This is a genomic window from Bradyrhizobium sp. USDA 4503, from assembly GCF_054055815.1.
The window spans coordinates 7,022,722-7,037,215 of sequence record NZ_JBSRXS010000001.1 but is presented as its reverse complement, the minus strand read 5'-3'; the positions used below and the strand labels follow the sequence as shown (position 1 = coordinate 7,037,215).

Here is a 14,494-nt window from a genome sequence, read left to right as displayed (position 1 = left end):
CCGTCATCCCCGCGCAAAGGCTTCGCCTTTGTCGCTGGAGGTGCGAGCGGAGCGAGCCTCGAAGGATGAACGGCCAGCAGCCGGGCCGTGCATCCTTCGAGACGCCGCTGCGCGGCTCCTCCAGCGACAAAGGCGAAGCCTTTGCGCGGGGATGACGGTGGATAAAGGGCGCACGCGTGCCATCATCGCAAGCGCCCGCGCCGCTCACGAATACGGATTGATCAGCTTCTGCTGCTCGGTGGCGTGATGGACCAGCAGGTCGATGAAGGTGCGGACCTTCGCCGAGAGATGATGGCGATGCGGATAGACAGCATTCATGGTGAGCTCGACCGGCCGGTATTCGGGCAGCAGGCGGACCAGTTGTCCCGACTCCAGCTCGTCGCGAACCAGGAAGCCGGCCGCGAGGAAGACGCCGACGCCGGCCAGCGCCGCGAGCTTCAGGGTTTCGCCGCTGTTGGAGATCAGATTTCCGGAGACGCGCACTGCGGCCGGCGTGCCCTTGCGGTCGGCGAAGCGCCACTCGTCGCCATAGGGATAGTTGGCGTGGCGCATGCAGTTGCGCGCGGAGAGGTCGGCCAGCAGCGTTGGCTTGCCGTGCTGTTCGATATAGCCGTGCGAGCAGCACAGCACGTGGCGCCAGGTCGCGATGGTGCGTACGATCAGGCTGGAGTCCGGCGGCGGCACCATGCGCACGGCGAGATCGTAGTTCTCGTCGATCAGATCGGCATTGCGCTCGCCGATCGTGAGATCGACCTTGACCTCGGGATAGGTGGCGAGGAACTCGGCCACCGCGGGCGACAGGAACTGGACGAGATGGGTGTTGGTGAAGATGCGCAGGGTGCCGCGCGGCACCGATTGCTGGGCGCCCGCGATGTCGTCGGCCTGCTCGATGTCGGCGAGGATCTGGACGCAGCGGTCGTAATAGGCCTGGCCGACCTCGGTGAGGCTGACCTTGCGCGTGGTGCGGTTGAGCAGCCGGGCGCCGAGCCGGTCCTCCAGCGACTGCACGTGGTTGCTCACCATGGTGGTGGACATGTTGAGCTTGCGGCCGGCCGCGGAAAAGCCGCCGGTGTCCACGACCCGGACGAAGGCGGTCAGGCTGGTCAGGCGATCCATGCGGCAAGGTCCGGATTATCAGCGCTGGCTTGATAATGCTTCCAGTTTTATCGGGATTATCACAGCGGGGAGGACATTGCATCTAAGGGGGCGTACTGGGCGCCCTTTCTGGAAGGACGCGAATGTTCGACCCGGAGGATGCCATGTCGACCACTACTTATGTCCCTGAACAAGCAACAAAAATCGGCCTCCGCCCATCGCGGAAAGCGGTCAAGCGGGTGGCGCTCGGGGTCGCCGCGATCATCGGCGCCGCCGTGGCAGCCGACTTTGGCTACGACTACGTCACCACCGGCCGCTACCTCGAGACCACTGACGACGCCTACGTGAAGGCGGACTCCACGATCATCGCCCCGAAAGTCTCGGGCTACATCGCCAAAGTGCTGGTCACCGACAACCAGCCGGTGAAGGCCGGCCAGTTGCTGGCCGAGATCGACGACCGCGATTACCGCACCGCGCTCGGCCAGGCCAAGGCCGATGTCGACGCCGCCAGCGCCTCGGTGCGCAACCTCGATGCCCAGCTCGAGCTGCAGCAGCCGATCATCGACCAGAGCACGGCCGACGTCACCGCCGCCGAGGCAAACCTGAAATTCGCGCAGGAAGAGCAGACCCGCTACGACGGGCTGATGAAGTCCGGCTCCGGCACCATTCAGCGTGCGCAACAGACCGACGCGGCGCTGCGCGCCAACACCGCGCAATTGCAGCACGCGAAGTCGGCGCTGTCGGCGGCCCAGCGCAAGGTCGACGTGCTGACCACGCAGCGCGCCCAGGCCGCAGCGCAGGTGGACCGCGCTCGCGCGGTCGAGCAGCAGGCCGAGCTCAACCTGTCCTACGCCCGGATCACCGCGCCGGTCGACGGCACGGTCGGCGCCCGCACGCTGCGCGTCGGGCAATATGTGCAGGCCGGCACCCAGCTGATGGCGGTGGTGCCGCTGGACGCGGTCTATGTGATCGCCAATTTCAAGGAGACGCAGCTGACCCATGTGCGCAACGGCCAGCCGGTCGAGCTCACGGTCGACAGTTTTCGCGGCACCACGCTGAAGGGTCATGTCGACAGCCTGTCGCCGGCCAGCGGCCTCGAATTCGCGCTGCTGCCGCCCGACAACGCCACCGGCAATTTCACCAAGATCGTGCAGCGCGTGCCGGTCAAGATCGTGCTCGACGATCAGAGCCTCACCGGCCTCTTGCGCCCGGGCATGTCGGCGATCCCGACCGTCAACACCAAGGCGACGGTGCTGGCCGAGCGCGAGGAGAAGCGGCGGCTGGCATCGGCGACGCGGGCGAACGGCGGATAGGCCCAAACGCTTCTTCGGCTGGCTCCGCGCGATCGATCACCCATCGGTGGTCGATCGCGTTTTGCTGTCTACGCCCTCTTCGCCTCTCCCGCTTGCGGGTGGGGGCTCTCTCCGCGAGTCATCTTGTGGAGCCCCCGCAAGCGGGAGAGGGAGCTTGAGAGGCGTGCTCACCTCACTAGTCGACGGCACGCAGGCCAAACGCAGCCGTCGTGCCGTGGCCATAACCGCAGTCGCTCTCTCAGCCGCAGCCGTTGATTATCAACCTCTACCGGACAATCCTTCCAGTCTTTCTCGGATTATCGAAACGGGCCGCCTAATACATCTTGTGTGGGTAGCAAGGACGACCTCGATGACCGCACTTCAGCCCACAGCCGACGCAGCGAACGCCGCCGCGCTCCCCGCCCCCGCAGCGCCGGCGGCGCCGGCGATCCCCACGAAAACCTGGATCGCGGTGATCGGGGCGACGCTCGGCGCGTTCATGGCGGTGCTGAACATCCAGATCGTCAACGCCTCGCTCGCCGATGTGCAGGGCGCGATCGGCGCCGGGATCGACGACGGCGGCTGGATCTCGACCTCCTATCTGATCGCCGAGATCGTGGTGATCCCGCTCTCCGGCTGGCTCGCGCAGGTGTTCTCGGTGCGCATCTATCTGCTCACCAATGCGTTCCTGTTCCTGGTGTTCTCGGCGGCGTGCGCGCTGGCGCAGGACCTGCCGCAGATGATCGCGCTGCGCGCGGTGCAAGGCTTCACCGGCGGCGTGCTGATCCCGATGGCATTCACGCTGATCATCACGCTGCTGCCGAAAGCCAAGCAGCCGATCGGGCTCGCGCTGTTCGCGCTGTCGGCGACGTTCGCGCCGGCGATCGGCCCGACCATCGGCGGCTATCTCACCGAGAACTGGGGCTGGCAGTACATCTTCTATGTCAATCTAGTGCCGGGCGCCGTGATGATCGCGATGCTCTACGTCTCGCTCGATCCGAGCCCGATGAAGCTGTCGCTGATCCGCCAAGGCGACTGGCTCGGCATCATCACCATGGCGGTCGGCCTCGCCGCGCTGCAGACCGTGCTGGAGGAAGGCAACAAGGACGACTGGTTCGGCTCGCCCTTCATCGTCCGCCTGTCTGTCATCGCGGCGGTCGCGCTGGTCGCCTTCCTGATCGTCGAATTCACCGTCGAGAAGCCGCTGCTCAATCTGCGCCTGCTCGCCCGCCGCAATTTCGGCTTCGGCATGCTGGCCAACTTCCTGCTTGGCATCGCGCTGTACGGCTCGGTGTTCATCCTGCCGCAGTACCTCGCGCGCATCCAGGGCTACAATGCCGAGCAGATCGGCATGGTGCTGGCCTGGACCGGGCTGCCGCAGCTCGCGCTGATCCCGCTGGTACCGCGGCTGATGCAGCGCTTCGACCCGCGCCTCATCATCGGCGTCGGCTTCGCGCTGTTCGCCGGCTCCAACTTCATGAACATCTTCATGACCAACGACTACGCCACCGACCAGCTGTTCTGGCCCAACATCGTCCGCGCCATCGGCCAGGCGCTGGTGATGGCGCCGCTGTCGGCGGTTGCGACCGCGGGCATCGAGCTGGAGAATGCGGGCTCGGCCTCCGCGCTGTTCAATATGATGCGCAACCTCGGTGGCGCGGTCGGCATCGCCGTGCTGCAGACGCTGCTGACCAAACGCGAGCAATATCACTCCAACGTGCTGATGCAGTCGGTCTCGCTGCTGGAACAGGCCACGCGGAGCCGGATTGAGCAGCTGACGCAGTATTTCTTGAACCACGGCGTCGCCGACCAGGCCGCGGCCGCCCACCGCGCAATCGCGGCGATCGGCAAGGTCGTGCAGAAGCAGGCCTACATCCTCGCCTTCAGTGATACCTTCTACCTGCTCGGCGTCGCGCTGATCATCGCACTCGCGGCGACACTATTCCTGAAGAAGCCGGGCCAGCTCGCTGGCGGCGGTGCGCACTAACCCAAGCCACAACCACGGAGAACGACCATGAAGCCCCGCATGAACTTCTACCAGGCCGCACCCGAGACCATCAAAGCGCTGGTCGCGGTCGAAAACCAGATTGCTGCGAGCGGCCTCGAGCAATCGCTGATCGAGCTGGTCAAGACCCGCGCCTCGCAGATCAACGGCTGTGCCTACTGCATCAACATGCACACCGAGGACGCCCGCAAGCATGGCGAGACCGAGCAGCGGCTCTATCTGCTCAACGCCTGGCGCGAATCCCCGCTCTACAGCGAGCGCGAGCGCGCGGCGCTAGCCTGGACCGAAGCGCTGACGCTGGTGTCCGAGACGCATGCGCCCGACGCCGACTATGAAGCCGTGCGCGCCCAGTTCTCGGACAGCGAGCTGGTCAACCTGACCACGCTGATCGGCGCGATCAACGCCTGGAACCGGATCGCCATCGGCTTCCGCGCGGTGCATCCGGTGAAGGCGAAGGCGGCGGCGTGAGCAGCGCGGACGATCCATCCCCGTCATCCTGAGGAGCCTGCGCAGCAGGCGTCTCGAAGGATGCACGGCCAAAGTCGGGCCGTCGATCCTTCGAGGGCCGCTGAAGAAGCGGCCACCTCAGGGTGACGGTGCCAAGGCGATGCGCAGACCGTAGGGTGGGTTAGCCGAAGGCGTAACCCACCATTCTCTCCGTGGTGAGCAAAGTCGGTGGGTTACGCTGCGCTAACCCACCCCACCCAGTGTCAAACCGCCGTCGCCTTGGCGAACTCGACATAGATCTCGCGCAGGCGGTCGGTGATCGGACCCACCTTGCCGCCTCCGACCTTCTTGCCGTCGATCGCGACCACCCCCTGCACGAACACGGAAGCGCTGGTGATGAAGGCTTCCTTGGCGGCGAGCGCTTCCTCGATCGTGAAGGCGCGCTCCTCGATGCGCAGCTGGCGTTCCTCGGCGAGCTTGACCACCGCCTTGCGGGTGCAGCCGGGCAGGATCTCGTTGCCGTTCTGCCGGGTCACGATGACATCGTCCTGGGTGACGATGAAGGACGAGGACGAGCCGCCCTCGGTGACCTTGCCGTCCTCGATCATCCAAGCTTCGCCGGCGCCGGCCGCGGCCGCCGCCTGCTTGGCCAGCACCTGCGCCAGCAGCGCCACGCTCTTGATGTCGCGCCGTTCCCAGCGGATGTCGGGCACCGTGATGACGTTGATGCCGGTCTTGGCCGAGGGCGCGTTGATGATGTCCTTTTCCGAGGTGAACATCACGAGCGTCGGCTTGACGTCGGCCTTCGGGAAGGCGAAGTCGCGACCCTTGTCGGCGCCGCGGGTGACCTCGAGATAGACCATGCCGTTGACGAGGTCGTTGCGCGCAACCAGCTCCTTCTGGATCTCCTCGATCCGCTCCAGCGTCTCCGGCAGCGCGAGCTGGATCTCGCCGACCGAACGCTTGAGCCGCGCCAGGTGTGAGGCGTTGTCGATCAGCTTGCCCTCGAGCACCGCCGCCACCTCGTAGATGCCGTCGGCGAACAGGAATCCGCGGTCGAACACCGAGACCTTGGCCTCCGAATGCGGCACGAACGAGCCGTTGACATAAGCGATCTTTTCCACGCGAGTTCTCCTGCGGACGAAGGGGGGTTCAGGCCTTCGTATACGCAAATTGTTAACGGGGGAAAACCCTGTAGCAGCCGTCATTCCGGGGCGATGCGCAGCATCGAACCCTCAGGTGCGCCTCTTCGAGGCGCCCCGGAATGACAGGCGGAGAGGCTCCCTAAGCTCAGTGCTGCAGGATCTTCGACAGGAACTTCTGCGCGCGGTCGCTGCGCGGCGTGCCGAAGAAGTCGGCCTTCTTGGCGTCCTCGACGATCTCGCCGCGGTCCATGAAGATGACGCGGTCGGCGACCTTGTTGGCAAAGCCCATTTCGTGGGTCACGACCATCATGGTCATGCCCTCGCGGGCGAGGTCGACCATCACGTCGAGCACTTCGCTGATCATCTCCGGGTCGAGCGCCGAGGTCGGCTCGTCGAACAGCATCGCGATCGGGTCCATCGCCAGCGCGCGGGCGATCGCGACGCGCTGCTGCTGGCCACCGGACAACTCCGCCGGAAACTTTTTGGCATGATCCTTCAGCCCGACGCGCTCCAGAAGCTTCATGCCCTTGGCGGTGGCGTCCTCAGACTTGCGGCCGAGCACCTTCTCCTGCGCGAGGCGGAGATTGTCGATGATGCGCAGATGCGGAAACAGCTCGAAATGCTGGAACACCATGCCGACGCGCGAACGCAGCTTCGGCAGGTCGGTCTTGGGATCGTTGACCTTGACGCCGTCGAGCGTGATGTCGCCGCCCTGGATCGGCTCCAGCGCATTGACGCATTTGATCAGGGTCGACTTGCCCGAGCCGGACGGGCCGCAGACCACCACCACCTCGCCCTTGGCGACGCTGGTGGTGCAGTCCTTCAGCACCTGGAAGCTCGGCCCGTACCATTTGTTGACGTGGTTGATCTCGATCATGCGTGACTCAGGCGTTGCAGCGAGCGCGCTTCCACCTCTCCCATCGGGAGAGGTCGGCGCGCAGCGCCGGGTGAGGGATTGCGGTCTATCGATGGAGCAAAACCCCTCACCCGGATCGCTGACGCGATCCGACCTCTCCCGATGGGAGAGGTGAAGGGGGCCGTGTCTTGAATGTTCGAAAGCATGACTGGCTACCGGACAATCGCGATGCGCGACTGCAGGCGGCGAACGCCATAGGACGCGACACAGGAAATGACGAAGTAGACCAGCGCGGCGAACAGGTACATTTCGACCAGGCGGCCGTCGCGCTGCGCGACCTTGCTGGCGGCGCCGAGGAAATCCGGGATCGACAGCACGTAGACCAGCGAGGTGTCCTGGAACAGCACGATGGTCTGCGTCAGCAGCACCGGCAGCATGTTGCGAAACGCCTGCGGCAGCACGACGTAGCGCATCGACTGCGCGTAGGTCAGGCCGAGCGCGCTGGCCGCGGCCGGCTGGCCCTTCGAGATCGACTGGATGCCGGCGCGCATGATCTCGGAGAAATACGCCGCCTCGAACGCGATGAAGGTGATCAGCGAGGAGGCGAAGGCGCCGACCGTGATCGGCCGCGACGCGCCGGTCAGCCACTGCCCGATATACGGCACCAGGAAGTAGAACCAGAAGATCACCAGCACCAGCGGCAGCGAGCGGATGAAGTCGACATAGAAGCCCGCGATGCGCCCGAGCACCTTGTAGCTCGACAGCCGCATCAGGGCGATCAGGGTGCCGAACACCAGGCCGCCGAACGCTGCGAGCGCGGTCAAGGTCAGCGTGAAGCGCATGCCCTCCAGGAACAGGTAGGGCAGCGAGCGGCGGATGACGTCGAAATCGAAACTGCCGATCATCGTCATTTACCCGTGATGTAGCCGGGGATCGCGACATAGCGCTCGAGGAAGCGCATCGCGGTCACCACGACGAAATTGAGGAGCAGGTAGAGCACGGTTGCCGCCGTGAACGCCTCGAACACCTGGAACGAGAACTCCTGCATCGAGCGGGCCTGGCCGGTCAGTTCGATCAGGCCGATGGTGATGGCGACCGCGCTGTTCTTGATGGTGTTGAGGAATTCGGAGGTCAGCGGCGGCAGGATGATGCGGAATGCCATCGGCAGCAGCACGTAGCGATAGGTCTGCAGCGTGGTGAGGCCGAGCGCGGTCGAGGCCTGCTTCTGCCCGCGCGGCAGCGAGGTAATGCCGGCCTGCAATTGCACGGCGACGCGCGCCGACATGAAGAAGCCGACGCCGATCGCGGCGGTCCAGAACGGCGCATTCGGCAGTTGCTTCAGCCACAGCCCGGCCGACCGCGGCAACAATTCGGGCAGCACGAAGAACCACAGGAACAACTGCACCAGCAGCGGCATGTTGCGGAAGAACTCGACCCAGCAGAAGCCGATCCACGACGCGGCCCGCGACGGCAGCGTGCGCAGCACGCCGATCACCGAGCCGGACACCAGCGCGATGATCCAGGCCAGCACCGACACCTTGACGGTGACCACCAGCCCCGACAGCAACAGGTCGAGATAGGTGCCGGTCCCCATCGGGTTCGGCTCAAGGAAGATGTGCCAGTTCCAATTGTAGTTCACAGGTCCCCCACGCGGCCGTGCCGGTCACGGCATTACGCCGGCATCGCGCGCGGCGTCTATGCAAATGTCCGGCCATTCTCCTCCAAAAATGGCCGGACATGCTAACTTTCAGGACCCGCTCCCAAAAGGGACGACGGGTCATACACAGCGGTCAGTTGACCAGATAGGCATCCGGATCCGGAGAGTCCGACGGCTTCGCAAACTGCTTCTTCATCTCCGGTCCAGCCGGCGAGTTGAGATTAAGGCCCTTCGGCGGGATCTTTTGGGTGAACCACTTGTCATAGATCTTCTGGCCCTCGCCGCTGGTGTAGAGCGCGGCGGTTGCGGCGTCGACGACCTTCTTGAACGGCGCGTCGTCCTTGCGCAGCATGATGCCGTAGGGCTCGGGCTTGGAGAACGCGTCCTTGGAGATCACGTAGTCATCCGGCGACTTCGAGCCGGCGACGAGGCTCGCGAGCAGGATGTCGTCCATCACGAAGGCGACCGCGCGATCGGTCTCGACCATCAGGAAGGCCTCGGCATGGTCCTTGGCCGGGATGATATTGACGCTCAGCCCGCGCGCGAGGTTGGCCTCGGTCAGCTGCTTGATGTTGGTGGTGCCGGCGGTCGAGACCACCGTCTTGCCCTTCAGATCGTCGATCGAATTGATCTTGCTCGCCTTCTTGGTGATGTAGCGGCTGGCGGTCAGGAAGTGGCTGTTGGTGAAGGAGACCTGCTTCTGGCGCTCGGCATTGTTGGTGGTCGAGCCGCATTCGAGGTCGACGGTGCCGTTGGCCATCAGCGGAATACGCGTCGCCGAGGTCACCGGGTTGAGCTTGACCTCGAGCTTGTCGAGCTTCAGCTCCTTCTTCACGGCATCGACGATCTTGTAGCAGATGTCCATGGCGTAGCCGACCGGCTTCTGGTTGTCGTCGAGATAGGAGAACGGGATCGAGGAGTCGCGGTAGCCGAGCGTGATCGCGCCGGTGTCCTTGATGTTCTTCAGCGTGCCGGTCAGCTCCTGGGCTTGCGCCTGGCTCGCGCCCAGCGCGGCGGCGAGCGCGAAGCCGATCAGATAGTTGCGTGTCATACGTCTACTCCTTGCGTGGAAACGGTCGTTCTAGTGCGTGAGAATATCAGCGAGGACGGGTGCGATATAGCGGCGAAACTGTTCCGGATTCTCGCTCATCGGAAAATGACCGAGCTGCTCCATGATCGTGACGCTGGCGCCCCCTATTGCCGCTGCGGTCCGCCTCGTATCCTCGGGCGTGCAGGAGAAATCATACTCGCCCGTAAGCAGATAGAGGTTGCATACTTTAGTCTCGATTGACGCGACCCGGCCGCGCAGGTCGCCGTCGACACGGTAGAAATACAGGTCGCCCTTGAACACGCCGGGGCCGCCCTGCTTGTAGGCCCACAGCGTTTCCATCCGCGCAGGCTCCGGGCTTTGCGGGGCGATCAGCCCGGACACCAGCGCGGCGCAGACTTCGCCGCCGTGAACGTCCGGCCGGTTCAGCCAGTTGGTGTCATACCACGGCGCCTGGAAATCGGCAGCCTCGAGCCCGATCAGCGCGCGGAACTCGGCGGCATATTCGATCGCAAGGTTAAGCACGATGCGGCCGCCGATCGAGCAGCCCATCACGACAGGCTTCTCCAGCCGCAGCGCACGGCAGAAAGCGCGGATGGTCTCGGTGTAGCGCGCAGTGGTGAGTTGGTATTCATCCCCGGTCCAGCTCATCGGCGGATTCGACTTGCCATGCCAGGGCATATCGAAGGCAATGATGCGGAAATTTTCGGCAAATTGCGTATCCGCGAGCAGATGGCGCCACTGCCGCGCATCCGATCCCGCGGTGTGCAGGCAGACCAGCGGAATGCCCGTGCCGTTCTCCTCGAAATAGATCCGGTGCAGCTCGCCGCCGATCTCGACGTGAACGTAGCGGCCGACCATCGGCTCGATGTGGCCGTCCATGATCTTGCCGCTCATGATACGGCCGCCGCGAAATGCTGCCGCGGCAGCGCCAGCAGGTCCTTGAAGTATTGCAGATGCGCCATGAAGGGATGCAGGTCGCCTTCCAGCACGGCCTCGCCGCGCTTGGTCAACGCCAGCAGATCGTGCCAGCCGGGCTTCGGCTCGGCCTGCCAATAGGCGGACCAGGCCTGCGGCGTCGCGCGATAGGAAAAGCGCCAGGAGCGCATCAGGACCGGCGAAGGCGCAAGTTCGACGATGCGCCCGGCCCGGATCGCGGCATGAAACGGCCGCGCCATCGGGCCGATCAGGCAGTCGCAATCAAGCAGCCGCCCGCGCGCAAGCAGCCGAGGGGCCTCGTCGAGCAACGCGGGAAGGCCGGCAAACGCCCTCGTCACAGCGTCGTCGGTGGCGTCAGGCGATGGCGTCATCTGTCGGGCGGCGTTCCTGCAGCGGGCGGCGCCATGATGACGGCAAGCGCGCAATCCCGCAAGGCGCCGATGCCTTTGGGTTCCCTTGATTATTCGCTTGACCAAACCCGGCTTGCCGGTCAGGCGCGCACACCCCGCGCCCTCCCGGCACAGTGCCAGGAACGGCCAATCCGTCCGACCAAAGGCCGATTGAATTCCGCGGCTCGGCAGGTCGCGCCAAATCGCGGCAGACCAATTGTCGCAGCCGGCGCTTCGAGCGCAATTCGCGCTTCCGTTGCCCGCCCCGTTCTGTCCAATGCGCTCGGTCCCAGCATGACAGGGACAATCATTGCCAACACCGAACAAGACGCGGCCGCGATCGAACGCGGTCATAAGGGAGAGATCGAGATGTCGCACCGCAATCGCTTGATGGTCCTGCTCGCCGCCGCCGGCATGCTGGTGTCAACAGCGGCGCTCGCGCAGGACTATCCGACCAAGCCGATCACGCTGATCGTGCCATGGCCGGCGGGCGGCTCGACCGATATCTCGATGCGCGCGATCGCCGAGAGCGCCTCGAAGGTGCTGGGCCAACCGATCGCGGTCGACAACAAGGCGGGCGGCGGCGGCACCGTGGGCCCCGCCACGATGGCCGCCGGCGCCAAGCCCGACGGCTACACCATCGCCCAGATCCCGATCACCGTGTTCCGCCTGCCCCTGATGCAGGAAGTGTCGTGGGATCCGGCGAAGGATTTCTCCTACATCATTCACCTCACCGGCTACACCTTCGGCGTCACCACCAACGCGGAGTCGCAGTTCAAGACCTGGCAGGACGTAGTCGATTTCGCCAAGAAGAACCCGAGCAAGGTGACCTATGCGACGCCCGGCACCGGCACCTCGCTGCATGTCGGCATGGAGCAGATCGCCCTGATGGCCGGGATCAAGCTGACCCAGGTGCCGTTCAAGGGCGGCGCCGAGACCAATGCGGCCGTGCTCGGCCAGCACACCATGCTGCAGGCGGATTCCACCGGCTGGCGGCCGCTGGTCGATGCCGGCAAGCTCCGCCTGTTGATGGTGTGGACCGGCGCGCGCTCGCCGAACTATCCGGACGTACCGACGCTGAAGGAGCTCGGCTACCCCATGGTCTATGACTCGCCGTTCGGCATCGCCGGCCCCAAGGGCATGGACCCCAAGATCGTCGCCAAGCTGCACGATGCCTTCAAGAAGGCGATCGAGGACCCGGCGGTGATCGCAACGCTGGCCAAATACGACATGGTGCCGAACTACAAGAACACCGAGGACTACAAGAAGTTCGTGGGGGAGGTCACCGAGTCCGAGCGCAAGGTGATCGACACGCTGGGGCTGGCGAAGAAGTAAGGACTGGCCGCGAAGTCTCCGTCCGTCATTGCGAGGAGCGAAGCGACGAAGCAATCCATCCCTCCGCACATGCGGTGAAGTGGATTGCTTCGCTTCTCTCGCAATGACGGGGATAGGTCGATGCCCCACCTTGCGACTTGACGAGAGCACATCCCATGACAGACCAAACCAACGTCAAATTCCGCCTCAACAACTCCGAGCTCTGGGGCGGGCTGATCGGGCTCGGGCTCGGCGCCTTCGTGATCTGGTCGGGCCTCAAGCTGAAGCTCGGCACCATCAACGATCCCGGCTCCGGCTACGTGCTGTTCTACACCGGCATCCTGATGTGCGTGTTCGCGGCCTCGATCATGATCGCGGCGGTCACCGAGGGCGGCCCGACCTTCGCCTCGCGCTGGGAGAATGCGCGCTGGGGCAAGCCGGTGCTGGTCATCGTCTGCCTCACGGCGTTCGCCTTTGCGCTGGAGCCGCTCGGCTTCCTGCTGTCGGCGATTCCGCTGATGCTGTTGCTGCTCCGCGTGATCGATCCGGTGCGCTGGTCGCTGGCGATCCCGCTGTCCATCCTTGCCCCGCTCGGGATGTGGTGGGTGCTGAAGCACCTGCTCGCGATCCAGCTGCCGAGCGGCATGTTCGAGATCGGTTGAGCGCCCATGGATACTCTCGTCAACGTCGCCCACGGCCTCGGCGTCGCGCTGCTGCCGATCAACCTGCTCTACTGCTTCATCGGCGTGTTCATCGGCACGCTGGTCGGCGTGCTGCCCGGCATCGGCCCGATCTCGGCGATGTCGCTGCTGCTGCCGGTGACGCTGTCCGGCACGCCGGAATCCGGCATCATCATGATGGCCGGCATCTATTACGGCTCGATGTATGGCGGATCGACCACCTCGATCCTGGTCAATATCCCCGGCGAAGCGGCTTCCGTCGTCACCTGCATCGACGGCCACCAGATGGCCAAGCAGGGCCGCGCCGGCCCCGCGCTCGGCATCTCCGCCTTCGGCTCGTTCATCGCCGGCACCTTCGCGCTGATCGCCCTGATGCTGGTGGCGCCGTCGCTCGCCAGCGTCGCGATCGCGTTCGGGCCGGCCGAATATTTCAGCCTGATGGTGCTCGGCCTCGTGGTGCTGACCTTCCTCACCCAGGGCTCGATGGCCAAGGCGCTGTTGATGGCCTGCATCGGCGTCGTGCTCGGCCTGGTCGGGCTCGACAGCATCACGGCGCAGCCGCGGCTGACCTTCGGCCGCCTCGAGCTGATCGACGGCATCGGCCTGGTGCCGGTCGTGATGGGCCTGTTCGGCGTCGCCGAGGTGCTGCTCAACACCGAGCAGGCGATCAAGCGCGACATCATCAAGACCAGGATCAACCAGTTGCTGCCGAGCAAGGAGGACTGGAAGGCCAGCGCCGGACCGGTGGCGCGCGGCACGGTGCTCGGCTTCTTCCTCGGCATCCTGCCCGGCGGCGGCGCCGTGGTGGCATCGTTCGCCTCCTACGCGCTGGAGAAGCGGCTCTCGAAGCATCCGGAGCGCTTCGGCCACGGCGCGATCGAGGGCGTCGCGGGGCCGGAATCGGCCAACAATTCCGCGGCCGGCGGCGCCTTCATTCCGCTGATGACGCTCGGCATCCCACCGAACGTGGTGATGGCGCTGCTGCTCGGCGCCTTCGTGATCCACGGCCTGCAGCCGGGGCCGCTGATGATCTCGCAAAACCCGACGCTGTTCTGGGGCATCGTCGCCAGCATGTATATCGGCAATTTGATGCTCTTGGTGCTCAACCTGCCGATGATCGGCATGTGGGTGCAGCTGCTGCGGCTGCCCTACAACGTGCTGTTCCCGCTGATCATCCTGTTCACGATCATCGGCGTCTACTGCTCCAGCAACAACGTGTTCGACGTCCACGTCATGATCGCGTTCGGCGTGATCGGCTATTTCATGCGCAAGCTCGGCTACGAGCCGGCGCCGCTGGTGCTCGCCTTCGTGCTCGGGCCGATGCTGGAGAACAATCTGCGCAAGTCGCTGATCCTCTCGCAGGGCGACCTCATGACCTTCGTGGAGCGGCCGATCTCGGCGATCTGCCTCGCCTTCGCGCTGGTGCTGCTGGTCGGCCCGCTGCTGCCCTCGCTGCGCAAGAAGCGCGAGCTGGTGGCGCTGGATGAGGGGGCGTAGCGGAGGTCGCGCCGCACCGGCGGTCAGCTCCCTCGCCCCGTTCTTACGGGGAGAGGGTTGGGGTGAGGGGCTGCTTCGACGAGTTCAGAACGCGGTGAGACCTGTACCCCTCACCCGGATCGCATCTGGC

14 protein-coding genes are annotated in these 14,494 nt (G+C 65.0%); 6 read left to right on the top strand and 8 right to left on the bottom strand.

Annotated elements, in window-relative coordinates; all coding sequences use genetic code 11:
* Positions 1–204: 204 nt before the first annotated feature.
* Positions 205–1,116, bottom strand: a complete 912-nt coding sequence (locus ACVMIH_RS33535; protein WP_057015472.1) for a LysR family transcriptional regulator — start codon at positions 1,114–1,116, stop codon at positions 205–207.
* A gap of 143 nt (positions 1,117–1,259) precedes the next feature.
* Here ACVMIH_RS33535 and ACVMIH_RS33530 point away from each other — a divergent pair, with 143 nt between their 5' ends.
* The 3 genes from ACVMIH_RS33530 (at position 1,260) to ACVMIH_RS33520 (ending at position 4,860) form a co-directional block, all read left to right on the top strand.
* On the top strand, positions 1,260–2,408 hold the full coding sequence (locus tag ACVMIH_RS33530; RefSeq protein WP_057015485.1) for an HlyD family secretion protein: 1,149 nt from the start codon (positions 1,260–1,262) through the stop codon (positions 2,406–2,408).
* Positions 2,409–2,757: 349 nt separating this feature from the next.
* Positions 2,758–4,374 carry an MDR family MFS transporter gene (locus tag ACVMIH_RS33525; RefSeq protein WP_456864744.1) on the top strand — a complete coding sequence of 539 codons (1,617 nt, stop codon included), beginning with the start codon at positions 2,758–2,760 and terminating at the stop codon, positions 4,372–4,374.
* A gap of 27 nt (positions 4,375–4,401) precedes the next feature.
* Positions 4,402–4,860, top strand: a complete 459-nt coding sequence (locus ACVMIH_RS33520) for a carboxymuconolactone decarboxylase family protein (RefSeq protein WP_057015474.1) — start codon at positions 4,402–4,404, stop codon at positions 4,858–4,860.
* A gap of 242 nt (positions 4,861–5,102) precedes the next feature.
* On the opposite strand, the gene ACVMIH_RS33515 is transcribed toward ACVMIH_RS33520, so the two are convergent.
* The 7 genes from ACVMIH_RS33515 to ACVMIH_RS33485 form a co-directional block, all read right to left on the bottom strand.
* Positions 5,103–5,963, bottom strand: a complete 861-nt coding sequence (locus tag ACVMIH_RS33515) for a D-amino-acid transaminase (RefSeq protein ID WP_057015475.1) — start codon at positions 5,961–5,963, stop codon at positions 5,103–5,105.
* A 166-nt stretch (positions 5,964–6,129) separates the two neighbouring features.
* Positions 6,130–6,861 carry an amino acid ABC transporter ATP-binding protein gene (locus ACVMIH_RS33510; RefSeq protein ID WP_057015476.1) on the bottom strand — a complete coding sequence of 244 codons (732 nt, stop codon included), beginning with the start codon at positions 6,859–6,861 and terminating at the stop codon, positions 6,130–6,132.
* Between the two features lie 191 nt (positions 6,862–7,052).
* Positions 7,053–7,745: an amino acid ABC transporter permease gene (locus ACVMIH_RS33505; protein WP_057015486.1), complete on the bottom strand. Its 693-nt coding sequence runs from the start codon at positions 7,743–7,745 to the stop codon at positions 7,053–7,055.
* 2 nt (positions 7,746–7,747) lie between these two features.
* The gene (locus tag ACVMIH_RS33500; protein ID WP_225162204.1) at positions 7,748–8,479 is read right to left on the bottom strand and encodes an amino acid ABC transporter permease; all 732 of its coding nucleotides are present in this window, start codon (positions 8,477–8,479) and stop codon (positions 7,748–7,750) included.
* A gap of 151 nt (positions 8,480–8,630) precedes the next feature.
* The gene (locus ACVMIH_RS33495) at positions 8,631–9,548 is read right to left on the bottom strand and encodes an amino acid ABC transporter substrate-binding protein (protein ID WP_456864742.1); all 918 of its coding nucleotides are present in this window, start codon (positions 9,546–9,548) and stop codon (positions 8,631–8,633) included.
* A 30-nt stretch (positions 9,549–9,578) separates the two neighbouring features.
* Entirely contained in the window at positions 9,579–10,442 is an 864-nt protein-coding gene (locus ACVMIH_RS33490; protein ID WP_456777677.1) for an alpha/beta fold hydrolase, read from the bottom strand.
* A complete protein-coding gene (locus tag ACVMIH_RS33485) occupies positions 10,439–10,855 on the bottom strand; it encodes a hypothetical protein (protein ID WP_310883303.1) in 417 nt (138 codons plus the stop codon). The genes ACVMIH_RS33490 and ACVMIH_RS33485 overlap by 4 nt, the downstream gene beginning before the upstream one ends.
* Positions 10,856–11,242: 387 nt before the next feature.
* Between ACVMIH_RS33485 and ACVMIH_RS33480 the strand changes: the two genes are divergently transcribed.
* From ACVMIH_RS33480 to ACVMIH_RS33470, 3 genes are all read left to right on the top strand, one after another.
* Positions 11,243–12,208, top strand: a complete 966-nt coding sequence (locus ACVMIH_RS33480; RefSeq protein WP_316398419.1) for a Bug family tripartite tricarboxylate transporter substrate binding protein — start codon at positions 11,243–11,245, stop codon at positions 12,206–12,208.
* 155 nt (positions 12,209–12,363) lie between these two features.
* The gene (locus tag ACVMIH_RS33475; protein ID WP_028332964.1) at positions 12,364–12,849 is read left to right on the top strand and encodes a tripartite tricarboxylate transporter TctB family protein; all 486 of its coding nucleotides are present in this window, start codon (positions 12,364–12,366) and stop codon (positions 12,847–12,849) included.
* A gap of 6 nt (positions 12,850–12,855) precedes the next feature.
* Positions 12,856–14,364, top strand: a complete 1,509-nt coding sequence (locus ACVMIH_RS33470; protein WP_028341157.1) for a tripartite tricarboxylate transporter permease — start codon at positions 12,856–12,858, stop codon at positions 14,362–14,364.
* Positions 14,365–14,494: the final 130 nt, after the last annotated feature.